The organism is Providencia manganoxydans, assembly GCF_016618195.1.
Lineage (GTDB): Bacteria > Pseudomonadota > Gammaproteobacteria > Enterobacterales > Enterobacteriaceae > Providencia > Providencia manganoxydans.
The window spans coordinates 2,379,839-2,404,236 of sequence record NZ_CP067099.1; the positions used below are offsets into that span (position 1 = coordinate 2,379,839).

The window sequence follows — 24,398 nt, forward strand, 5'->3', positions numbered from 1 at the left end:
AGACTTTTTATCCAATCAGTTGCTACTATCAATTTGATAGGTAATACCTAATAATTGTTTAATTATTGATAGGAATAACATTAAAACGCTTGCTATAGATTTCAGCAAGCGTTTTTAGTCATTTTATACCTAGATACGTTATGCCATGGTGGCAATGGTTTTACGGAAGCGCATTAATGCAAATGAAAAGAACACCATACCGATGATTAATAACACAACAAATTGCGGCCATACTATTTGGAAACCAGCACCTCGGTACAAAATAGCTTGTGCAAGACTAACAAAATGGGTTGTTGGCATGGTTAACATAATATCTTGAACCAATTGAGGCATACTTTCCCTCGCGGTCATCCCACCCGATAGCATGTTTAAAGGCAGCAGGACTAAGATCATCAATAAACCAAATTGTGGCATTGAACGCGCGATCGTTCCCATAAAAATACCGATTGACGTGGTTGCAAATAAACTTAAAGCCACTCCGCACATAAATAGCAATATTGAACCTTCAATAGGGACTTGTAGTAATGTTTTGACCACTAACAACAATGAAACCGCTGATGCAATCAATACCACTAACCCCATAGACCAAATCTTAGAAAGCATGATCTCGAAAGGTGTTAATGGCATCACCATCAAGTGTTCAACCGTACCATGTTCCCGTTCTCTGATTAGCGCAGCACCAGTTAATACAATCGATAGCATCGTGATGTTGTTAATAATCGCCATCACTGAGCCAAACCATGATTGTGTTAAATTTGGGTTAAAGCGCATACGAACTTCAAGATCTACCGGCAAACTTGTATTACTACGATATTTGGCAAGAAATTCATTTACTTCACCAAGGGTAATATTTTGAATATAGCTATTGCCCAAAAAAGCTTGGCTCATACGTGTTGCATCAATATTGACCTGAATTTCAGGATGACGCCCAGCGAGCACATCTCTTTGAAAATTAGGTGGAATATCTAATGCAAAGGTGTAAGTTCCCCTATCAAGCAAACCATCAATTTGTTCAGGAATGATATCAGCAGGCGCCTTAAAATAAGGAGCATAAAAGCTATTAATAATACGATTAGATAACTGTGATTTATCTTGATCGGCCACAGCAATTGGGGCATTGTGCAGTGAACCCGGCGTCACCGTGGCCGATGAATAGATTGATACAGTAAAAGCAAATACAATCAATGCCATCATCGCTTTATCACGCCCCAAGCTGCGCAGCTCTTTAACCCCCAAATGAAATATGTTCTGTAACTTACGTATCATCAGTTAAGACTCCTGTTTTTTCAGGAAAATGACACTGAGGCCAATCACAATTGGAATTGTTATCAATAAAGGAATAAAGGAGGCTTGTAAGTCAAACAAATTTAATCCTTTAGAGAAAGTTCCTCGCGTGATCGTCAAAAAATGTGAAGTTGGATAAACCATACCAACCCAACGACCAATACCCTCCAATGATGATACTGGATCAATCATGCCTGAAAATTGGGTGGCTGGGATCAGTGTGATGATAGCAGTACCGAAAATCGCCGCAATTTGGCTTTTCATAAAACAGGAAATCAAAAGCCCCATTCCTGTTGCAATCGTGATATATAAAAATGCGGCTAATGTTAGAGTTAAGAAGCTACCTTTAAAACTCACGCCAAATACAAAAACACTGAGCGCACACAGCATCAAAAAGTTAAACATCCCTAATAAAATATAAGGAAGCTGTTTACCCAATAAAAACTCCAATTTGGTGATCGGGGTAACATAAAGGTTAATCATCGAACCCAGCTCTTTTTCCCGTACCACGCTAAGAGCACTGAGCATTGCAGGGATCATCATCAACAATAATGGAATGACTGCTGGAACGATCGCCGGTAAGCTCTTAACATCTGGGTTGTAACGATAGCGCGTTTGAATATCAATCACTGGCATACCAGCGACACCCACTGGTTGTTTGGCCGCCATTGTACTTAACCATGCTAAATGCATCGCTTGCACATAACCACGTACCGTTTCAGCTCTATTAGGCATTGCCCCATCAACCCACACACCGATTTTTACGTTATGCCCTTTAGCAACATCACGAGCAAAATTAGGCGGAATTTCAAGCGCAACGGTGACTTTGCCGCTACGTAAAGCGGTTTCTAACTCGTCATAATCTTTCAGCGGAGGTTGCTCAATAAAATAACGCGAGCCAGCAAGGTTCAATGTATATCCTTGGCTAAGTCCTGTTTGGTCACGATCAAGGACGGAAAAACGTAAATTCTCTACGTCCATACTGATCCCATACCCCATGATAAACATCAAAATCACAGTACCCAGTAATGCTAATGTTGAACGTACAGGATCACGACGCAGCTCCATACCTTCTCGAATGCTATAACTAAACAAGCGACGCAAGCTAAAACGACTTTTTAGCGCCTCATCAGTTTGTTTTTTGAGTTCAGGGTCAACATGGAATTCGGGAACAGTATCATCTTTTGTTGACCCAGCATCTCCAACCGCCTCTTGTAGATAAACAATAAATGTTTCTTCTAGTGTATCCAGTCCACGTTTTTTAATCAGGTTATTTGGTGTATCACAATCAAGTACCTTCCCTGCATGCATCAGTGAAATACGGTCACAACGCTCCGCTTCATTCATAAAGTGAGTGGAGATAAAAATAGTGACGCCGTCACGTCTGGAAAGGTCTACCATCAAGTTCCAGAACATATCCCTCGCAACTGGGTCAACACCCGACGTCGGTTCATCTAGAATGAGCATTTCAGGCTTGTGGATCACAGCCACAGCTAACGATAACCGTTGACGGATACCTAGCGGTAGGTCATCTGGCATAGTGTCACGTACATCTTCTAATTCGAAACGCTGACACATTTCATCGACACGTTGCTTAATTTGTTCTTCGGGAATGTGAAATAATTTAGCGTGTAGGACTAAGTTTTGCTCTACACTCAATTCACTATAGAGTGAAAACGCTTGCGACATGTAACCAACGCGCTTACGCGTTTCAATATCTTTAGGATCGATTTCTTGTCCAAACAACCATGCTTGCCCTTCGCTTGCTTGTAGCAAACCTGTCAGCATTTTCATGGTCGTGGATTTACCACAACCGTTAGAACCTAGAAAACCAAAGATTTCCCCTTTAGGTATTTTGAAATTAACATGGTCAACAGCAACAAATTGTCCAAAACGCATCGTGAGATCTTGTGCTTCAATCGCTATCACATCATCCGCTGAAGTATCTCGTGGTGGAATAACCACTTTTTTATGACCACTACGTTTTTCTTCTGGTAGCAATGCAATAAACGCAGCCTCTAAATCGTCACATTGAGTTTGCGACTTAAGCTCTGAGGCATGGCCTGTTGCCATCACTTTGCCATCATCCATTGCCACTAACCAATCAAAACGTTCCGCCTCTTCCATATACGCGGTAGCTACGAGCACGCTCATATTTGTTTGTCGCTCACGAATTCGTTCAATCAGATCCCAAAACTGAGCACGCGATAAGGGGTCAACACCAGTGGTTGGTTCGTCAAGTATCAATAAATCGGGGTCATGAATTAACGCACAGCACAAACCAAGTTTTTGTTTCATCCCGCCAGAAAGTTTACCTGCTGGGCGGTCTTTAAATGGCGCTAACCCTGTACTTTCAAGTAAGTCATTGATTCTATATTGACGTTCTTCTTTGGATTGCCCAAATAAACGACCAAAAAAATCCACGTTTTCATAAACTGAAAGTGTGTGATAGAGGTTTTTTCCTAACCCTTGAGGCATATAGGCTATTTTCGGGCAAACAGCACGACGGTGCTCTTTGTCTGCCATATCGCCCCCTAACACAATTACCGTTCCTTGTTGGATCTCTCTTGCACCTGCAATCAAAGAAATCAAACTAGATTTACCCACACCATCAGGGCCAATTAAACCAACCATTTTCCTTGCAGGTATTGATAACGTAATGTCATCCAACGCACAATTATCACCATAATGTTGGCTGACATGGCTTAAATCTACGATCACATCATCCATCAAATTATAGGTCATTGTGGGAGCCTCACCTCAAGATCGGTTGGCCATTGAACATCAGGATCTAAACGAACATAAGCTTTGCCCGGCAAACCCGTTTTAACATATTCAAGATGCTGTTCTAATAATTCAGGTGAAATGCGTGCACGCACACGGAACATTAACTTCAAACGTTCATTTTGAGTTTCTACTGTTTTTGGTGTGAATTGAGCAACGCTTGCCACAAATGTCGTTTTAGCAGGGATCACAATATTCGGTGCCGCATCTAATACAATATGGACTTCACTACCCAATGCGACTTTTCCTGCATCTTCGGTTGGTAGAAAGAAAGTCATGTAAACATCACTGAGATCAACCATATTTAGTACACGACCACCTGCACCTAATACTTCTCCGGGCTCTGCAACGCGATATTGAATACGTCCATTACGTGGTGCTTTAAGTACACTATCATCTAAATCAGCAGTGATACGTCGTTCTGTAGCAGTCGCAGCATCAACACGGGTTTTTGCTTGTACAACACCCGCTTTTGCTGAATCAATCGCGGCAAGTGAAGCGGCCACTTGGGCTTTCGCCGCTTCTAATGCGGCTCTAGCGCCTTGCATTTGAGCGGTATCATCATCGACTTGTTGTTGTGAAACGGCTTTAGTTCTTACAAGTGCGCGAGAGCGATTCAAGCGTTTTTGAGCAGCATCGAGTTCTGCTTCACGCTGACGAACCACGGCTTGTGCGGCTAATCTTTCACTTTGACGCTGAACCAAACCTGACTCAGCCGTTGATACGTTGCTAATTGCTTGACGTAATTGCGCTTGAACTTCATGAAGCTGCTCTTGCAATGCTCGGGTATCCATTTTAGCAAGAATTTGCCCTTCTTTAACAAAATCCCCTTCTCTTACTGTAATGGATTCAATCCGCCCTGCCATTTTAGTCGCAATATCGATTTCTGTTGCCTCTATACGGCCATTGCTTTGAGCAAAACCGGCAGGTAAGTTGCTGGAGTTAACGCTCCAATAATAATAACCACCCAAGGCAATAATCAAAATAATGACAACATAAAAAACGATCTTCTGTTTATTTACTTTCATACCATCCCTTCTTTTCTCTTTTGTGAAAGAAAATAACTAATTTTTAATTTAATATTTCAGTATTGCGTAACTAATTTAGTTGTACTTAAAATAATAAAACAAAGAAAATAAAAAATGACTAAAATATATTATTATACAACCCTCTTATTACGACACTCCACTTTAGATCTGTAAGAAATCAATTTCTATCTATTTAATTTAACAGCATTTTACCTTAATTCACCTTAAGTAAAATAGCACATATATCACAAATTGCCATATTCAAAACATTAATTTCCCGACTTGGCACTTATTGCATAAAAAATAGATTAAACACAAAAAAAATAATGCTAACAAAAAAAATTGTTAGCATTATTTTGTTATAAAATTAACTTTGGGTGGAAATTAGTTTACGAATTTAGCAATAGACTGCTCATCCATACGATAACGGATCCATTCAGCTTGAGGCTCAGCACCAATACTATTATAAAAGTCAATTGCTGGTTGGTTCCAATCCAATACGCTCCACTCTAAACGCTGGCATTTTCTTTCGCTGGCAATTTCAGCAATATATTTTAATAGTTTTTTACCCGCACCTGCTCCACGATAATTCGGAGAAACATATAAATCTTCCAAGTAAATTCCATTGTTTCCTAACCATGTGGAATAACTGGAGAAAAATACAGCATAGCCAGCAGGCTTACCGTCAACATAACAAATTAGTGCTTCAGTGTTTGAATTATCACCAAAAAGTGAGTTTTCGATATCTGTCACTGATGCTTTAACTTCATGGCGTGCCTTTTCATATTCCGCGAGTTCGATGATCATATCGAGGATCAAAGAGGCATCTTTTAATGTAGCAGGTTTGATTTCAACGTTCATTTTTTGTTCCCTTAGTGTATCTGAATAGATTTTACTTCATTATTTCTTTTCTCTATAACGACTAGTAGTTTTATTAATGAAATAACTCAACGTATTAGAACTATTTACAACAGTAATTAAACACCATGACACATTGCCATTGATAATAATTTATTTAGTTTGTTATCATGTAAACATTGTTCAACACAGGAAAAAACAAGGAGGCTTATTATGATGTTGTGTGATCTTATTGACTATTCACACTTCTTTGGTAATCGCCAAAGCTCAGGCTTTCACAGTGATACACTGCGATAACCCTGCCTGAGCGAAGTGACTCAAGGAAACCTTCCTCAGCTTACTGGGTTGTCGTTCTGACTATACCCTGGCATTGCTATGCCTAAAAATTGAGTAAGCTATGAGCACATTATTATCTGTAAAATCATTAAACTATGATACATCTACCACATCATTACTGAGCGATATCGATTTCACCTTAAAAGCAGGCGATCGTATTGGCTTAATTGGCCATAATGGTAGCGGTAAAAGTACATTATTAAAGCTATTAACTGGCAAATTGTCCCCTCGCAGCGGTAGCATTGTTTACGCAACTCAATGCGTGACTAGCTATATTGAGCAACATTTACCTGATGACGTCGCTTGCCTGTCATTGATCGATGCCATCATGCATCAGTTGCCAATTCATGAACGACAAACAGAACGCTGGCGAGCAGAAATCTTATTAACGGATTTAGGCTTCAATGAAAGTCAATGGGAACAAAAAGCGAATCAAATTAGTGGCGGTCAACATACACGTTTGCTGTTAGGTCGTGCTTTAATTCAACAACCTGATTTAATGCTATTAGATGAACCAAGCAACCACTTGGATCTACCAACATTAATTTGGCTAGGTAACTTCTTGCATAATTGGAAAGGTAGCTTTGTTTTAGTATCACATGATCAAGAACTACTTGATAAAGTGACGAACAGCACATGGATCCTACGCGATAAAACATTGCATTTCTTCCGACTTGCTTGTACTGCGGCACGTCAAGCGCTGAATCAAAAAGACATCAGTGATGCACAACGCCACCAAGCAGAACAAAAAGAAATTGACCGTATAGCTTCAAGCGCCAAACGTTTAGCAATATGGGGGCATGTTTATGACAACGAAGGTCTTTCCCGTAAAGCTAAGCAAATGGAAAAACACATTGATAAACTAAAAGATGCACAAACAGAGCTAACTGAAGGTTATCAATGGAAACTAGCACTAAACGGTAAGTCGATTCCGGCTGACAGAGTATTAGAGCTTGATAACGCTCACATTGAAACCCCCAATGGAAATCCTCTGTTTACGACTGGATTTCATCAAGTAAAAAGTGGCGACCGTATCGCGATTATTGGAGCTAATGGCTGTGGTAAATCGACGTTGTTACGTTTGTTATGGCAACGTTTTCAACATGATATGCGTTATGGCTCACAAGTTAAGTTTCATCCAGCAATCAGTACAGGCTATTATGACCAACAACTACACCAGTTGAATGATGATGATAGTTTGTCAGACGCTTTGAGGCCATTTGCTACCTTAGTCGATGAACAACGTAAAATGGCCCTCATTAGTGCCGGTTTTGCTTACAACCGCCATCAACAAAAGGTGGCGACATTAAGTGGTGGAGAGCGTGCAAGGCTGTTATTTATTGGCTTAAGTCTCGCTCAATATGAGCTAATTTTGTTAGATGAACCTACTAACCATCTTGATTTAGAAGGGAAAGAAGCTCTAAGTGAACAAATTTCACAATTCGAAGGTGCACTACTGGTGGTTAGCCATGATAAATGGTTAATCGAAAATAGTTGCCAACGTTTTTGGTATATCAATGATAATCGGCTAGAAGAATATCTTGATGTGAATGAAATATATCAGCAGATAGAAATGCAATCTCAGTCAAATAATATTACTGAAGCTAGCCGTTTCTCTCCAGCTGAAACAACAATCACTGAAATGGCTTCCCATGAAGATGAACTGTTAGAAACATTATTACAACTTGAAGAAAAGCTGCAAGCTGATAAGCAACGTAAATTAGCACATCAAAAACCACAACTTCAGCAACAATGGATGGATGAAATAGAAAAAATACAGGCACAATTAAACCTCTAAATTGAGCTCATAAAATAAAGGCCTCCTGTAGAATATTTATCAGGGGGCCTATTAGTTCTAATAATGCTTCATTTTATAGCGTATCTTTCCACTAAAAATTTAATTAATATATCGATAATAAAGGATATGTTAAGCATCTTGCGTCGGTGACAACAACATCACTTTAATTGAAGTGAGTTCATTCAAATAAAAACTCTATTTATACGTAAAACATAAAATCAGTGGGACAAAAATGATCGGTATTGGCGTTATAATTGCTATAGTTATTGCTATTATTTTCTATTTTTTGAAAAAATATACATCAGAAACATCAACAATCACATCTTTTTCCGAAGCAGAACCTCAGCTCGGTCATATATCCGAATCTCTTGAAATTGACACTCCAACGCTAAAACCAAATGAATGGGGGCTGATTTTAAGCCTACCGTATTCATGCTTTAATGGACATGCCTATAACGATTATAATAAAGGACCACATGACGGTGGACTATCACAGGCTTGGGGAGTATTTGATCGCTACAGCCTCATCCAGCAACTTTATTGGTTAATAACATCAGGCCATACAAATAATTATTATTTATTACGTGACCAAGTGTCATATGCAAATAAAGTTGAGTTACAAGACATCATTCAAGAAGTAGAAAACTCATCCGATTCTGAAGAAAATAAAAAAGAACAACTTTGGCGTATAGAAATGATGGATAAGAACGTCAATGATATCTGTAACGTCAAATATATTGCTTGGGATTTTGTCCGCTTCAGCAAATTGTGTCTTGATGGGTGCCGCGCGGGTTATATTACGATACAAGAAGCACAAGATTGGTCACTGATGAGCGCGTCTATGATCAAACGTATTTATACTGGATGGGAGGATTTTTGGGGAAATTTCCTTCAAACACGCTGGCTATGGGCGGCTAATGATAGTAATTGGTCCGAAAGTCAGCAAGAGTTTGCAGATAAAATTCAAGAAATATTATTTGATACCAGTTACCCGATAACCCAAGAGACTTGGGATCTCAATCTACCCGCTATGGATTTAGAGTCTTTTACCCGAGCAGTGGCTGGGGTGGGCTTTACAACTGAAGACGGTACGCCTGTTTCATTATCACAACTTGAAGCATCTATATCACAGCGTTTAATCTCAAGCCGACTTGATAGCTAATTACCCAATGACAATGATGGTTTTTTTTCAAAAAAGCCAATTAGCCTCTGCGAGATTTGACAGCTCCATCTAAAGAATTGAGAGTTACTAGCTTTGATATGGGTATCAACTCCTAATACAAAATACAAAGCAACTCTCATCTACCATACTAATTTTATTTTCATAGCCTCTTATCCTCTTATTAGGATAAGAGCTTTCATAACAAAATAACGATACGATATTTTGTTATGTACAAAACCCAGCCATGAATAATAAATTTATTGGCTAGTGGCTCTGCTATTTACCGTTGCGCTGACGCTTTGCTCTTTTAAAGTAAGAAGTCGGTACTTTAGGACACACAACCTCTTTAAAAGTAGCTTTTTTGCTTGAAAATTCTTCCGTATTTTCTTTTGCGACTTCTTTATGCTCTTCCGAGGTTTTTTTTACAGTATCTTTCATATAAGAAGGCCCTTTAGCTTGAATAATTTCATTGGTTTTTGCCATGTTCATTTCCTTCATTTGTCAACACGGAGTTCACCTGTTCGATACGCTCTACTGCGCGATTAATAATTTCAACAACTTGCTTTGACTGATCTAAACTCAGTTGTTGCAAAACAATTTTATGTCTCAACAACGACTTAAATTTCTCTACGGCAAGCTCTATCTCTTTGGCGTGCTGATTGCCTGCTTTTAACTCTTGTGCATAGTTCAGCTTATGTTTGACTTGTTCTAAAATATCAGCCTTTAGCAATAAGAAACATTTACCTTCAGGGGTCAGTGAAAAGCATTTTCGTCCTTTCCCTTGCTCTTTTTGAGCCACAATAAAACCCAACTCTTCCAGTAATGTTAAGGTTGGATAAATGACCCCAGGACTTGGACAATAAAACCCTGCTGTTTCTGCTGCTATTTTTTTGATTAACTCATAACCGTAATTCGACCCATCCGCTAATAAATACAGAATATAAATACGCAGCTGTTTCGGGTTAAACATTCTGCTTAAACTTTTACCATCGCAAGCACACTGCTCTGCCGGTTGTTCATCTGTCATTTGTACTCTCAGTTATCTATACAGCTTTAAAACCGATATATCGATATCATAGTCTAATTTGCAAAAAATACCAGTTTAGATATATCTGTTTTTTTGCATAAAATGCTAATGAGAATTATTATTATATGGATGCATGAAAAATGCGGTGACGAGAGTGCACATTCAATTGATAACTATCTTTTTATCTACTTGCTTACTCTACCAAAATAAGCTTCTTTTCTATAGCTATCATTTCAATTGTTCATATTGATAGCTGAAAAGCCCTCCAATATATACATAATACCAGTAATCAAATTTTGACCATGACGATTAGATTCTAGAAATAAAAAACCAATCGCATTCTAATTGCGATTGGTTTTTACCTTAATAAACTATTTTACTACTAACCAATATTCGGCAATAAGTTAAATGCAATCCCAAACTGAACACCAATAACGATTATGCCGCATACAAAGACAATAAATAACGCAGGTGCCCCACCTTTAACTTGATATTTTTTATCGTTAGTTAATCGTGATTTGAATGCCATTGCACTCGGTAATAATAAAGCAAGAATCGATAATGCAATAGCGGCGAACCCTAATGCCATCACAAACCCTTTAGGGTAAAACAAGGCAAACACTAATGGAGGGATAAAAGTCAGTAATCCTGTTTGTAGACGGCCTGACATATTGTCTTGACGCTTAAATAAATCAGCAAGGAAATCAAATAGCCCTAATGCCACACCTAAAAATGAGGTTGCTAAAGCTAAACTCATAAACATCTGAGCGATAAATTCCGTTCTACCTGACATAACCACATTACGAATAGCATCAAGTAAACCATTTAAACCTGAATTCTCTGCCAATATGCCAACGAAAGTGGTGGTATCAATACTACCTAATGTCGCTATTTGCCACAGAATATAAGCAATCAACGGGATAGCACTACCGATAATAAAAATTATCCGTAATTTTTTCACGTTGCCACCCATATATTTGACAATACTTGGCACACTACCATGAAAGCCAAAGGAAGTGAAAAAGACAGGAATAGCAGACAGAATAAGCACTTTTTCTGTTGGCGCTGATAATAAATTTTGTTGCTCAACATGTGGCATCATTAGAGCCAAAATAATTACTAAAAAAACGATTTTTGCAGCGAATAATATACGGTTGATAAAATCGACGGAAGAAGTCCCAAAACAGACGACACCGCCTCCGATAACAGTGAAAATAACAATCCCCATCCAATCAGCCATTTCAATCGCGAAACTGCTTTTTAAATTAGACGTGATAATTTCACCTGCTCCACTAACATAAGCCGCGGTAAGTGCATACATCAAAAACATCATGCTAAAACCAGTAATGAATTTACCGCCTGAGCCTAAATAACGCTGTGCGACACTGCCTATACCAGTTTCATAAGACTCATGTTGATACACTTCAACTAATAACAAAGCGGTATAACACATCAGTGCCCATAGCGCGAACAGCATCACTAAGCTAACTAATGAACCGTTACCTGCCGCTGCGATAGGCATCGCAAGCATACCTGCACCGATTGTCGTACCTGCAACAATAAAAACACTACCAAGTGTACGATTCTTCATATTGAGTTCCTAAACCAAATGGCCTATAGAGTTATTTTTTGTTTTGAATGAGTGACTTTATTTTCTTCATCTATAAGTTGCTGTAATTTGCTTACGAAAATCCCCTTTAGCTCTTGCCAAAAATCGCTAAAGTGCTGCTTATCACGCAAGCAATGAGTCATAATGGCGGCACGCAAAACATACAGTGAGTGTGTTTTTTCCCATTCCTGATCGCTAAACCCCATGAGTCGACAAAAATTTTGAGGGTTATCACCATACTCTTCAGCGGTTAGCGACGTCGATGAAGTGAGAAAATCGTTTGTATAAGAACGGCCAGCAGCATAGGAACATAATTCATAAAGTCGTTTATTAAGCTGATTTTGCTTTTCTAAGGAACGATTCCCCACTTCCTTGAACATAAAATTAACCATATGAAAATCAGGGGCTGGCATCGTCACAATTTCAAATTTACGCTCTTCGATTTCAAGTGGCGCGGAGGCATTCATGCTTTCGATCAACCAGTTTGCCGTGGTGAGTCCAGCGGCTATCACCTTGCCATAACCAAGTATATTTAAAGGTACTAAGCGGTGAGCAGCCCATACTGCCGCAGCAGTTGCCCCCGCTTTTGAGCCTTCCATGATCGAAGAACCTAACAAAACATTTTGTGGTTTTTCTGTTTTTCGCCCTTTTTCTACAACTTCTTCGAAAACATAAGCCGCATGGTAAGAAATAAGATCAACAATACGTTTATCTTTCATGCAAATAGCGCCAGCTGCATAAGGAATAAAGCCGACTTTGTGAGGATCAACGGTGATGGAATCGGCTTCCTGCAAAGCTCTAAAACTTTGGTAGACATCCCGCTTAGGCCAAACAATATCTGGGGGAAAAATACCTTCATTATGATAACGCTGGATCAACATCTCATATTCAATAAATTGATTGTTTTCATCTCTGAACATGGCACATGCGTAACCTGCATAAGCAGCATCAATATGTATATAAAAAGAGATGCCAAAACGCGACTCACATTCTTTACGTAAAGCAATCAGTTCAGCTACATTGTCAATTGCACCGGTTTCCGTTGTTCCAACCACAGCGACAACGGCTAAAATAGGCTCACCTTGCTCAATTAATGAAAACACAATTTGCCTCATTTGAGCTGTATCGGTGCGGTAGCTATCATCAACAGGCAGTTGAACGATATTTTGCTGCCCTAATCCCAAGATATCCATCGCTTTTAGCCATGAGTAGTGCTTCGACTGTGGAACAAGCAATTTACCTAATTTGCCTTGTTCAACCCCCTCACCTCGGCACGTCATATCTCTAACTTCTTCGAAGATACCTTTTTTCTTTAATTCATCAATCAAATCTAAAACAGCATTAGTTGGCATATTTAATAATGCCCTTTCTGTTTTATCTTTTAACAAATGCTGTGCCTGTGGGTGTTTAGACATTGCTAATGGTAACGTTTTAATATTACGAGCAACCCATAGCCCCTCATAATTAGCAACGGTCCCCCCCGAGGTAATATGCCCCCAAGAGCGATTTACGTCATAACCAAACATAGCACACAGATCTAACCCTGCTTCTAGCTCTAATTGAGTTGTTGTCGGTGAAGATTCTTGAGCACAATTATTTGGGTTATACATCATTGCCATAACATAGGCGAGATTGGAAATCATCAAGGTGTCCGCATTCATGTGCCCCATATAACGCGGTGAAAACCAAGGAATTGACGTTGTTTTTAGCTTTGAGGATAGTTGATTTAAAATACCTTCGGTACGATATAAAGTATCCCGGTAATCGGGGGCATAACGGTCAACCGTAGTCACATATTCAGGATCTTCAGGATGGTAACCAGAGCGCCAATGCATATGTTCAGTGACTGCGTATTCCATCATCTCTTTGAAAAACACTGCATTTTCAGATTTAGGCCCAAGGAATAACGCATCTACGTTCATTTTTGAGTTATTAAAATTTGTCATTATCACTACACCTTTAAATTATCACCCATGATGAAAGGTCATATTTAATTTAGGTAACTACTATCATTGGAAAGTGATATAACGGAATACATGTCTTTAAAAGACAAGAATATATTAATAATATTGTTGTCAGTTAGAAATTTTTGATAGACAAACCGTTAAAAAGCCAACTTAGGTATAGATATAATCCATATTTATTAAAATATTAATAAACGTTTCTTTATTTAAATCGGATTTGTGCGCAAGAACAAAATTTAGAAAAATTGTCTGCTGTAAAGAGATATTTACGCCAAAATAGCTTGAAAATGTAAAAGAATTGTTATAGATGAGGCATGTAAACCAACCATGATAACACGAGTTTACCATGGTTTTCAAAAAGTAAGATTAAATTTAATCAGTTGTTTGTTAACACTATTTTTCCATATAAATCGCCTGATTCCATATACAAATGCGCATCAATCACTGCACTCAATGGATATATTTTGTTAACAAAAGGTTTTAATTCACCTTTTTGCAACATGCCCCATACCTGCTCTTTTAATTCCTGAGCGATACTCGCCTTCTCGGCGATAGTACGGGAACGCATCGTTGAACCGGTGTGAATCAATCGTTTTAACATTAATGGCATTAAATTAAGGTTTTTAGGATTTCCCTGCATCATACCAATCTGTATGATCCTGCCGAACTTAGCAGCAACCTGATAATTTTTAGCTACATAATCACCACCCACAATGTCAACAACCATATCAACGCCTCGTGAATGGGTATATTCAAGCGTTTTTTGAACAAAATCATCATTTCGGTAATTAATGATACAATCAGCACCTAATGATTTAGCGACTTCCGCCTTCTCGACAGAACCAACGGTAGTTATTACTGTCGCACCAAACGCTTTCGCCAGCATAATAGCCACAGAGCCTATCCCAGATGTTCCGCCATGGATCAAAACGCTTTCGCCTTTAGATAATTTACCTATTTGAAATACATTGGCCCAGACAGTAAAAAAGTTTTCAGGTACCGCAGCACCTTCAATAAAAGATAAATTACCTAAAGGTAATGCGATGTCTTTATGTACCAAACAGTATTCTGCGTAACCCCCTCCAGCTACTAGCGCACAGACTCGCTCTCCAATCTGCCACTGCTCTACATCATCGGCTTTGGCAACAATAACCCCCGCAATTTCTAACCCTAAAATTGGCGATGCATCCGAAGGCGGTGGATAAGCTCCCATACGTTGCAAAACATCCGGTCGATTAACCCCAGCGGCTTCAACTTTAACTAGTAAATAGCCTTCAGTAACAACAGGTAAAGGTTGCTCAATAATTTGCAATTTATCTGCACTACCAGGAGTAATAACGTCGACGACTTTCATCGTAGTGGGAATATTTAATTGGTTATTTTCCATTTATGGCTCCTAGGAACTTTCAATTTAAACCTAATATTACAAGTTTGTTTAAATATTAGGGGGAATGTTAATTTTATGATTGTCAAAATATGAATTTCAAATAAATATGAGTGAGACTATCCATTTTACCTATTAGCGTTTTTTCTGTTTTATTACCGCTTAAGTTAAATTAATAATATCATAAAGTTATTTATATTTGTGCGTAATTGCTCAACTCTTTTGTTTTTATACGATTTTCTTTTCTAGATAATTCTGTTTTATCTTTCTACTTATCAGTCGCTTTATCTTATGTTAAAATTGACTCATATCAATAATTTTAACTTGTATTGAGCATTTAATATGATCCCAGAAAAAAGAGTTGTTCGTCGCATCCAGTCTGGTGGCTGTGCTATTCATTGTCAGGATTGTAGTATTAGCCAACTATGCATTCCTTTCACATTGAATGAACACGAACTGGATCAACTTGATAATATTATCGAACGTAAAAAACCTATCCAAAAAGGCCAAGCATTATTCAAGGCTGGCGATGAATTACGTTCTTTGTATGCCATCCGCTCAGGAACAATCAAAAGCTATACCATCACTGAAGAAGGTGATGAGCAAATTACCGGTTTCCATTTAGCAGGTGATTTGGTTGGTTTTGATGCAATTATACATACACAGCACCCAAGTTTCGCACAAGCCCTTGAAACATCAATGGTTTGTGAAATTCCATTTGAAACACTTGATGATTTGTCAGGCAAAATGCCGAATCTGCGTCAACAAATTATGCGTTTGATGAGTGGAGAAATAAAAGGTGATCAAGAAATGATCCTTTTATTGTCTAAGAAAAATGCTGAAGAACGTTTAGCTGCATTTATTCTTAATTTATCTCATCGTTTTGCAGAACGTGGTTTCTCTCCTAGAGAGTTCCGTTTGACCATGACTCGTGGTGATATTGGTAACTATTTAGGCCTTACCGTTGAGACCATTAGCCGTCTTTTAGGACGTTTCCAAAAAAGCGGTATGTTAAGTGTGAAAGGTAAATACATTACTATCGAAGATATGGAAAAACTAACTGATATTGCTGGTAAAGTTTCCACTGTCTCCTGCCCATAGTGCTATTTCACAGGTCACAAATTTCAATTTGTGACCTCTCACTATTATTTTTTATCAATCCTTGCCTATTTTTCCTCAATACCTTAGTTTATCTTTAGTTAAGGAATGTCCAGCCGTTATGAGGATTTTAATATGGCAAACTATAGAAATCTCCTAGTTGCAATTGACCCAAATCAGGATGATCAACCTGCATTACGACGTGCTGTCTATATAGTGCAACGTAATGGTGGACGGATTAAAGCATTCTTACCTATCTATGATCTTTCCTATGATATGACGACCTTACTCTCCCCAGAAGAGCGGGACGCTATGCGTAAAGGGGTCATTAACCAAAAAGCTGCGTGGATCAAGCAACAAGCTCATTTCTATCTCGAAGCAGGTATTGAGATAGAAATTAAAGTTATTTGGCACAATAAACCTTATGAAGCAATTATTCAGGAAGTTATTAGCGGTGAACATGATCTGTTATTAAAAATGGCTCACCAAACAGACAACTTTGAATCGATTATTTTTACACCTCTAGATTGGCATTTATTAAGAAAATGCCCTTGCCCTGTTTGGATGGTGAAAGATAAAGTTTGGCCGGATCATGGCTCTGTTGTGGTTGCCGTCAATTTATCGAATGAAGAGTCTTACCATGATGACCTTAATATCAAATTAGTTGAGAAAACTAAAGATTTAGCAACACGTATTGTCAAAGAGCAGGAAATTCATTTAGTCAGTGCTTACCCTGTTGCACCGATGAATATCGCTATCGAATTACCTGATTTTGACCCAAGCCTCTATAACAATGCTTTACGTGGTCAGCATCTCATCGCAATGAAAGAGCTACGCCAAAAATTTTCAATTGATGAAAAATATACCCATGTTCGTGAAGGCTTACCTGAAAAAATCATCCCTGAAATGTGCGAAGAGCTACATGCAGGGGTTGTAGTACTTGGAATATTAGGTCGCACAGGTATTTCTGCGGCTTTTCTAGGCAATACTGCCGAACATGTGATTGATAAACTGAAATGTGATTTATTGGCAATCAAACCAGATGGTTTTGTATGTCCTATCACTATTGATGATTAGTCTTACATAACTTTTAGCGTTCTAAAAAGCTCTGTAGCTAATCAACTACAGAGCTTTTATTATTTACAACGATTTCAAAATTGCATCAACACTGGCTTTTGCATCGCCAAACAACATCTGTGTATTTTCTTTAAAGAATAATGGATTTTGCACACCTGCGTACCCAGTATTCATTGAACGTTTAAATACAATCACGTTATTTGCTTTCCACACTTCCAAAACAGGCATACCTGCAATTGGGCTATTTGGATCTTCTTGCGCTGCTGGGTTAACCGTATCGTTAGCTCCAATCACTAATACTGTATCTGTATCAGAAAAATCATCATTAATTTCATCCATTTCTAATACGATATCATAAGGTACTTTGGCCTCAGCCAATAGCACGTTCATATGGCCGGGTAAGCGCCCTGCAACGGGATGAATACCGAAACGGACGTTAATACCGCGCTCACGTAATTTCGCGGTAATATCATGCACAGGGTATTGTGCTTGAGCCACTGCCAAACCATAACCTGGAGTGATAATAACAGAAGTGGAGTTTTTCAATAATTCAGCGACTTCTTCAGCGGTTGTTTCACGGTACTCACCCATTTCTTCTTCGTTGCCCGTTGATGAGCCATCTGTACCAAACCCACCAGCAATAACACTAAAGAACGAACGATTCATTGCCTTACACATAATATAAGACAGTATTGCCCCTGATGAACCAACTAAAGCCCCTGTGACAATCAACAGATCATTACTTAACATAAAGCCTGCTGCCGCCGCTGCCCAACCTGAATATGAGTTCAACATTGAAACAACAACTGGCATGTCTGCGCCACCGATTGATGCCACTAAGTGCCAACCAAATGCTAATGCAATCACTGTCATGATCAACATCGTAAAGACTTGTAGACCAACACTATTTGTCTTTACAAAGATCAGCAACAGAACAAACGAGACAACCAAAGCCGCTAGATTCAATTTATGGCGATTTGGTAGCATCATTGGTTTGGATGAGATCTTACCAGAAAGCTTACCATAGGCGACAATCGACCCCGTAAAGGTTACTGCCCCAATGAAAATACCCAGAAAAACCTCAGTGAGATGGATATTTTCCATCACGGGTTCCAGATGCCCTTCACTGGCAATAAAGCTATTGAAACCGACAAGTACTGCCGCTAAACCAACGAAGCTATGTAAAATAGCAACTAATTCAGGCATTTCTGTCATTTCAACTTTTTTGGCTAAACGGATACCGATTACGGCACCAATCACCATAGCCACGATCATCCAACCGATATTGGCACTATCTGGTCCAAGGATCGTTGCCAATAAGGCAATAGCCATTCCTGCAATACCATATGTATTCCCTCGTTGAGAACTCTCATGACGCGATAGCCCTGCAAGACTAAAAATAAATAGGATAGCAGCAACGATATAAGCTGCTGTCACAACTCCACTTGACAACATAAGTTACCCCTTATCCTTTACGAAACATTTTTAACATACGTTGGGTAACCGTGAACCCACCGAATATATTGATACTGGCGATCAATATGGCAATAAAGGATAGGAAACCAACCCATCCCCCTGAGCCTATCTGCAACACAGCTCCAACAACAATAATGCCAGAAATCGCGTTTGTTACAGACATCAACGGCGTATGTAGTGCATGTGTAACGTTCCAAACAACGTAGTAACCCACAACACAAGCCAGTGCAAACACAGTAAAATGCGATAAAAACTCTTTTGGCGCTGAATTGGCGAACCAACCAAAAAGAATGATTGCCAATGCCATCAAGCTATATTTTACCGCAGGTGACATTTTCTTCTTCTCTGGAGCTTTCGCTTTTTCTGTCGCTTGAGGCTTCGCCTGCGGCTGAGCAGATACTTGAATGGGTGGTGCTGGCCAAGTGATTTCACCTTGCTTAACCACAGTGACACCGCGAATGACTAAATCATCAAAATCAATGTTGATTTGACCATCCTTCTCTTTGCATAACAACTTCATTAAATTCACGAGGTTGGTACCATACAGTTGAGAAGATTGAGTCGGTAAACGGCTCGGTAAATCAGTATAACCAATGATTTTGACGCCATTATCAGTGACAACTAACTTGTCGGCCTGAGTCAATTCACAGTTACCACCTGTTTGTGCAGCTAAATCGACAATGACACTACCCGGTTTCATTGATGCAACCATTTCTTTGGTAATCAATTTAGGTGCAGGACGACCAGGGATCAGAGCCGTTGTGACAATAATATCCACTTCTTCTGCTTGAGCTGCAAATAATGCCATTTCGGCCTTAATAAAGGCTTCTGACATCACTTTTGCATAACCGTCACCACTACCAGCTTCTTCTTTGAAATCTAATTCAAGGAACTCTGCACCCATACTTTGTACTTGCTCTTTTACTTCAGGACGAGTATCAAAGGCACGAACAATGGCTCCTAGACTACCTGCCGCACCAATTGCCGCTAACCCCGCGACACCAGCACCGATAATCATCACTTTTGCTGGCGGTACTTTACCCGCAGCAGTAATTTGACCAGTAAAGAAACGGCCAAACTCATGAGCCGCTTCCACAATAGCACGATAACCCGCAATATTGGCCATTGAACTTAACGCATCCAGTGCTTGAGCACGAGAAATCCTTGGTACAGCATCCATCGCCATCACATTGATATTTCTTGCTTTTAAAGCATCTAATAATTCAGGATTTTGCGCTGGCCAAATAAAACTTACTAAGGTTGCACCTTCTTTAAATAATGGTGTTTCATCTTCTGATGGTGCATTAACTTTAAATACAATATCAGCCGAAAATGCAGTGTCACGATCAACAATTTCGGCCCCTGCCTGCTCATATGCTACATCATCAAAACTAGCTAAATGTCCCGCATCCTTTTCTACACAAACAGTGAAACCGAGTTTAAGTAACTGAGCCACTGTTGATGGTGTAGCAGCAACACGAGCTTCATTGGCAAGTCGTTCTCTTGGTATACCAATACGCATAATGTTCCCTTTTCAAAGCTAAAGTAATTTTGTCTTTATTCAGGTTTACTAAAAATTAACCATATTAGATGGAAAAGTCTTATTTTTAGTCAAAACACTCTTATCATGTCCTAATAACCTACTGAAAATAAGCTTCTTGATCCATAATTGATCTCGATTCTTAGACAGTAAATGGAATTCGCAGTGAAAATCTTAGTTTTAGGTCAATAAAACACTGGATAGCTTAAAAAAACTGGTAATAATGACTAGTCAATCATTATTTATTTCTTATAAAAAGAAAATGATGAGACAACTTGGCAAGTTACGTGTAATAATCACATGCATGTGTTACAACTAAGATCCAGCACTTTTAAAATAAATTGCGCAAGTCGGAAGGATTTTGTATGAAGCTGAAAACTACGGCCATCGCAGCCGCGGTGTTATCATTAATCAGTATTACTGCTACACAGGCAGCTGTTGAACTGACGCCCAAACAGGCAGAAGAGTTAAAACCTTATGAGCGCATAACTGTGACTGGGCGCTTTAATGCTATTTATGAAGCATCCGATGCCGTTTCACGTCGAGCTGATAAAGTGGGCGCTTATGCCTTTTATATCCAAAGCTTAGATGATGTAGGTGATAGCGGTAATATGCGAGTTGTTGCAGATCTTTACCAAAAAGATGCTAAATCAGTAGAAGAAACTAAGCGCCGTGTATTTGGCGGTGTTGAAGAAATGTCAAAGGCAGATGCTGCACAGTATGAACCGTTTGATGCTGTAACTGTAAATGGTTTTTACCCTTCTCAGCCTGACCTATACGAAGCCATTGCTAAAAAAGCCAAAGAAAAAGATGCAGCTTCATTCTATGTGGTGCGTAACGTCGCAGTAAACGATGGTGGTAATACCCTCGCAACTGCTTATATTTACAAAAAAGATGCTCCTAAACGCCAAGTTCAACTTGAAGACGCTGTTGTTCCCGCAGATTCAGAAGCAGGTAGAGCATTACTCGCTGAAGGTGGCGAAGCCGCTAAGAAAGTACGTATTCCAGGTGTAGCGTCATCAGAGGAGCCTACTGTTGCTGTTGGTCGTTTCTTTGAAACTTCAAGCAGCGCTCCGGGTAAAACCAGTGTAACGTTACCTAGTGGTTATGTAATTGAAGAAGTCAATAAAATGGCAGCTGCACAAATGGTACCATTTGATTCGATTACCTTCTCTGGCTATTACACCAATACACCTGAAGTTCGTTACCAAATCGCCAAGCGTGCTGAAGCGAAAGGTGCTAAATACTTCCATATCACTCGTGAGTGGCAGTCTAACGGTGGTAGTGTGACAATTAGTGCTGATTTATTCAAATAAATCATATCACGCTTTAAAAAGAGCCAGCTTCGAAAGAACTGGCTCTTTTACTTTCTAGATTAATTACCCCACATTCACAATCTCTTATCTGAATAAAAATCTTCTAGAAGTGCATATTTTCCCATTGCATAACTGCCATTTCCTTGTAGAATCCCTGCACTTTATCGTACTAATAGATGAACTATCTATAATTTAAAACCGTTTTAGTTTAAATGCGCAGACAAATTATAGATTTAACGTTATTTTAACTTCTGATTGTAGAATAACCAGGAAATACATTGAAACATACACTTAGTCTCACTGCCCTTACCGCTCTCGTTCTTAGTTCCATGGTAGGCGCCGGTGTATTTAGCCTGCCACAAAACATGGCTGAAGTTGCTAGTCCACTAGCGTTGATTATTGGATGGTCGATCACGGGTATTGGTATCCTATTTCTTGCTTTTTCACTGCTACTACTTTCGCGTATACGTCCAGACCTTGATGGCGGAATTTTTACCTATGCAAAAGAAGGCTTTGGTGAGCTGGTTGGCTTTTGTTCGGCTTGGGGATATTGGTTATGTGCGGTTGTCGCCAATGTTTCCTATTTAGTCATTGTCTTTGCTGCCATTAGCTTTTTTACTGATACCCCTGAAAGAGTCATTTTTGGTGATGGTAATACTTGGCAAGCATTGATTGGCGAATCGATTTTATTGTGGTTTGTGCATTATCTTGTGTTACGTGGTGTACAGACCGCTGCGGGTATCAACAAACTCGCGACTATGGCAAAACTGATCCCATTAGGTTTGTTTATTGTTTTGGCATTCATTGCATTTAAACTTGATATTTTCGACGCAGATTTTAGTGGGATTAGCCTTGAAGTGCCTGTATGGCAACAAGTCAAAGACACAATGTTAATTACCCTATGGGTATTTATTGGTATCGAAGGCGCTGTTGTCGTTTCAGCGCGTGCTAAAAATCGCCGCGATGTCGGCTTAGCCACTGTTTTTGCCGTCAGCTCTGCATTAATTATCTATATTTTAGTCACACTGCTCTCACTAGGCATTATGCCAAGAGCTGAACTTGCCGAGATAAAAAATCCATCAATGGCAGGTTTGATGGTAAATCTGATTGGATCTAGCGGTGAAATTATTATCGCCGCAGGGCTGATCATTTCTGTGTGTGGTGCCTACCTTAGTTGGACCATTATGGCAGCAGAGGTGCCTTATATCGCAGCACAACATCAATCGTTCCCAAAGATCTTTAACAAATTAAATAATAACGATGCCCCTTCATCCTCTTTGTGGCTAACAAATGGTGCAGTACAGCTCTCTTTAGTTCTGATATGGCTAAGCGGTAGTAACTATAATACATTGTTGACTATTGCCTCAGAAATGATTTTGGTACCCTACTTTTTGGTTGGGGCCTTTTTGATTAAAGTGGCTTTTGAACGTCACAATAAGCCACTATTAATGGTCGGCATTGTCGCAAGCTCTTATGGCCTTTGGCTATTGTATGCTTCTGGACTTATTAATTTGATGTTATCCGTTGTACTCTATGCTCCAGGAATACTTGTTTTTTGGTATGCACGTTCACAACAATCAAATCAAGTCGCTTTAAGCAGCATTGAAAAAATAACCGCGCTTGCCATCATAGCTGGAGCCATTCCTGCTACGTACTATCTTTTTGTATAGTGCTTCACTAGGTCACTACATGGGTTATTCCATGTAGTGACCTCTTCTACTCACCTTTGTTTACTATTTACTCCCACTCCTCACATTTTTCCCTTGATAGCCTTTTTATATACTTACATTCCGCGCTTTTGCTGCATTAGGTTAACGCCACCCACTAGCATGTTGTAACTAAACTACCTTATTTAAATGAAGTGGTAATGGTTAACTAATTTAGTATTAGTACCCTTTTCTTGTTTTTCACAAGAAAATTATCAGCATATTAACCTAAAAAAATATCTAGTTACTAATTCAAATAATAGAAAGTAGTTACTACTGATAAAAAAATATGCGTAAATTTCTTGATTTAGTTTATCTAAAAATACCTCTTTTTCGTTCTCTAAATGGCCTTATTATATTGCGCACAATTCGTTGGTTATTTTAAATAAACATAGCAATACATCATTTACAAGGTTATATAATGAAAAATATATTAAAATACGTACTAATTATTCTATCTTTTAGTTCTTCTTTGTCTTTCGCTGTTGATGGTGAAATAAAGTTTGTAGGTAGTATAATACCCACAGCTTGCTCCATTGATACTGACTCAGTTCATAAAGTTGTTAATATGGGCAAAGTTTCAGCCTCCTCTTTCAATAATAAAAATAGTGTTGCAGCAGCAACACCTTTTAGGATCACGCTATCCAATTGCCCTACTGACTATAAAAAAATTCAGTTTAAATTTGATGGAAAAACCGATCAATCTAACCCAAGCTTATTAAGCCTTTCAAATAATCCAACCTCTACGCCAGCAACTGGTGTAGCAGTTGCCCTTTATGAAGAAAATAGTATTCGCCGTATTCCTTTAAATGGTAGCACCCAATTTAAGGAAATATCACCGAGTAAAACAGTTGAAATGAATTTTGTCGCTAAATACATCGCGACTAGCGATCAAGTAACGCCAGGTTCCGCAGATGCATTAGCACATTTTAGTATTATTTATCAATAAAG

Annotated in this window: 18 protein-coding genes; 7 read left to right on the plus strand and 11 right to left on the minus strand. The window is 39.0% G+C overall.

The annotated features are described in order from the left end of the window. Positions 1-138: 138 nt before the first annotated feature. The 4 genes from JI723_RS10625 to JI723_RS10640 all read right to left on the minus strand — a co-directional run bounded on the left by JI723_RS10625 (position 139) and on the right by JI723_RS10640 (position 5,957). Entirely contained in the window at positions 139-1,263 is a 1,125-nt protein-coding gene (locus JI723_RS10625) for an ABC transporter permease (protein WP_175442538.1), read from the minus strand. 6 nt (positions 1,264-1,269) lie between these two features. Next, entirely contained in the window at positions 1,270-4,029 is a 2,760-nt protein-coding gene (rbbA, locus tag JI723_RS10630; RefSeq protein ID WP_337979360.1) for a ribosome-associated ATPase/putative transporter RbbA, read from the minus strand. Then, the gene (locus JI723_RS10635; RefSeq protein ID WP_272579804.1) at positions 4,026-5,096 is read right to left on the minus strand and encodes an HlyD family secretion protein; all 1,071 of its coding nucleotides are present in this window, start codon (positions 5,094-5,096) and stop codon (positions 4,026-4,028) included. The genes rbbA and JI723_RS10635 overlap by 4 nt, the downstream gene beginning before the upstream one ends. A gap of 384 nt (positions 5,097-5,480) precedes the next feature. Continuing rightward, complete coding sequence (locus JI723_RS10640; protein ID WP_070928587.1) at positions 5,481-5,957, minus strand: GNAT family N-acetyltransferase; 477 nt, start codon at positions 5,955-5,957, stop codon at positions 5,481-5,483. 394 nt (positions 5,958-6,351) lie between these two features. Here JI723_RS10640 and JI723_RS10645 point away from each other — a divergent pair, with 394 nt between their 5' ends. Together JI723_RS10645 and JI723_RS10650 are read left to right on the plus strand one after the other, a co-directional pair. Then, positions 6,352-8,088 carry an ABC-F family ATP-binding cassette domain-containing protein gene (locus JI723_RS10645; RefSeq protein ID WP_272579803.1) on the plus strand — a complete coding sequence of 579 codons (1,737 nt, stop codon included), beginning with the start codon at positions 6,352-6,354 and terminating at the stop codon, positions 8,086-8,088. Between the two features lie 232 nt (positions 8,089-8,320). Continuing rightward, positions 8,321-9,250: a DUF1266 domain-containing protein gene (locus JI723_RS10650; protein WP_272579802.1), complete on the plus strand. Its 930-nt coding sequence runs from the start codon at positions 8,321-8,323 to the stop codon at positions 9,248-9,250. A gap of 276 nt (positions 9,251-9,526) precedes the next feature. Here the strand turns inward: JI723_RS10650 and JI723_RS10655 are convergent, their stop codons facing one another. From JI723_RS10655 to JI723_RS10675, 5 genes are all read right to left on the minus strand, one after another. Further along, positions 9,527-9,733, minus strand: coding sequence for a DEAD/DEAH box helicase (locus JI723_RS10655; protein WP_272579801.1), 207 nt, complete (start codon positions 9,731-9,733; stop codon positions 9,527-9,529). Next, the gene (locus JI723_RS10660) at positions 9,717-10,277 is read right to left on the minus strand and encodes a PadR family transcriptional regulator (RefSeq protein WP_070928596.1); all 561 of its coding nucleotides are present in this window, start codon (positions 10,275-10,277) and stop codon (positions 9,717-9,719) included. The genes JI723_RS10655 and JI723_RS10660 overlap by 17 nt, the downstream gene beginning before the upstream one ends. A 382-nt stretch (positions 10,278-10,659) precedes the next feature. Beyond that, complete coding sequence (gene tyrP, locus JI723_RS10665) at positions 10,660-11,808, minus strand: tyrosine transporter TyrP (RefSeq protein WP_272579891.1); 1,149 nt, start codon at positions 11,806-11,808, stop codon at positions 10,660-10,662. 83 nt (positions 11,809-11,891) lie between these two features. Next, positions 11,892-13,832 carry a pyridoxal phosphate-dependent decarboxylase family protein gene (locus JI723_RS10670; protein WP_272579800.1) on the minus strand — a complete coding sequence of 647 codons (1,941 nt, stop codon included), beginning with the start codon at positions 13,830-13,832 and terminating at the stop codon, positions 11,892-11,894. Between the two features lie 394 nt (positions 13,833-14,226). Further along, the gene (locus JI723_RS10675) at positions 14,227-15,237 is read right to left on the minus strand and encodes an NAD(P)H-quinone oxidoreductase (RefSeq protein ID WP_272579799.1); all 1,011 of its coding nucleotides are present in this window, start codon (positions 15,235-15,237) and stop codon (positions 14,227-14,229) included. A gap of 339 nt (positions 15,238-15,576) precedes the next feature. Between JI723_RS10675 and JI723_RS10680 the strand changes: the two genes are divergently transcribed. Both JI723_RS10680 and uspE read left to right on the plus strand, forming a co-directional pair. Then, the gene (locus tag JI723_RS10680) at positions 15,577-16,335 is read left to right on the plus strand and encodes an FNR family transcription factor (RefSeq protein WP_070928604.1); all 759 of its coding nucleotides are present in this window, start codon (positions 15,577-15,579) and stop codon (positions 16,333-16,335) included. A gap of 132 nt (positions 16,336-16,467) precedes the next feature. Then, on the plus strand, positions 16,468-17,409 hold the full coding sequence (uspE, locus tag JI723_RS10685) for a universal stress protein UspE (RefSeq protein WP_070928606.1): 942 nt from the start codon (positions 16,468-16,470) through the stop codon (positions 17,407-17,409). Positions 17,410-17,472: 63 nt separating this feature from the next. Here uspE and pntB read toward each other — a convergent pair whose 3' ends face one another. Next, entirely contained in the window at positions 17,473-18,861 is a 1,389-nt protein-coding gene (gene pntB, locus JI723_RS10690) for a Re/Si-specific NAD(P)(+) transhydrogenase subunit beta (RefSeq protein WP_272579890.1), read from the minus strand. A 13-nt stretch (positions 18,862-18,874) separates the two neighbouring features. Beyond that, positions 18,875-20,407 (minus strand): Re/Si-specific NAD(P)(+) transhydrogenase subunit alpha, encoded by a 1,533-nt coding sequence (pntA, locus tag JI723_RS10695; protein ID WP_070928608.1) that lies wholly within the window; start codon positions 20,405-20,407, stop codon positions 18,875-18,877. Positions 20,408-20,790: 383 nt separating this feature from the next. Here pntA and ydgH point away from each other — a divergent pair, with 383 nt between their 5' ends. The 3 genes from ydgH to JI723_RS10710 all read left to right on the plus strand — a co-directional run bounded on the left by ydgH (position 20,791) and on the right by JI723_RS10710 (position 24,396). Next, complete coding sequence (ydgH, locus tag JI723_RS10700) at positions 20,791-21,741, plus strand: DUF1471 family protein YdgH (RefSeq protein ID WP_070928610.1); 951 nt, start codon at positions 20,791-20,793, stop codon at positions 21,739-21,741. Between the two features lie 278 nt (positions 21,742-22,019). Next, the gene (locus tag JI723_RS10705) at positions 22,020-23,411 is read left to right on the plus strand and encodes an amino acid permease (protein ID WP_140180158.1); all 1,392 of its coding nucleotides are present in this window, start codon (positions 22,020-22,022) and stop codon (positions 23,409-23,411) included. A gap of 457 nt (positions 23,412-23,868) precedes the next feature. Beyond that, on the plus strand, positions 23,869-24,396 hold the full coding sequence (locus tag JI723_RS10710) for a fimbrial protein (RefSeq protein ID WP_140180160.1): 528 nt from the start codon (positions 23,869-23,871) through the stop codon (positions 24,394-24,396). Positions 24,397-24,398 lie beyond the last annotated feature (2 nt).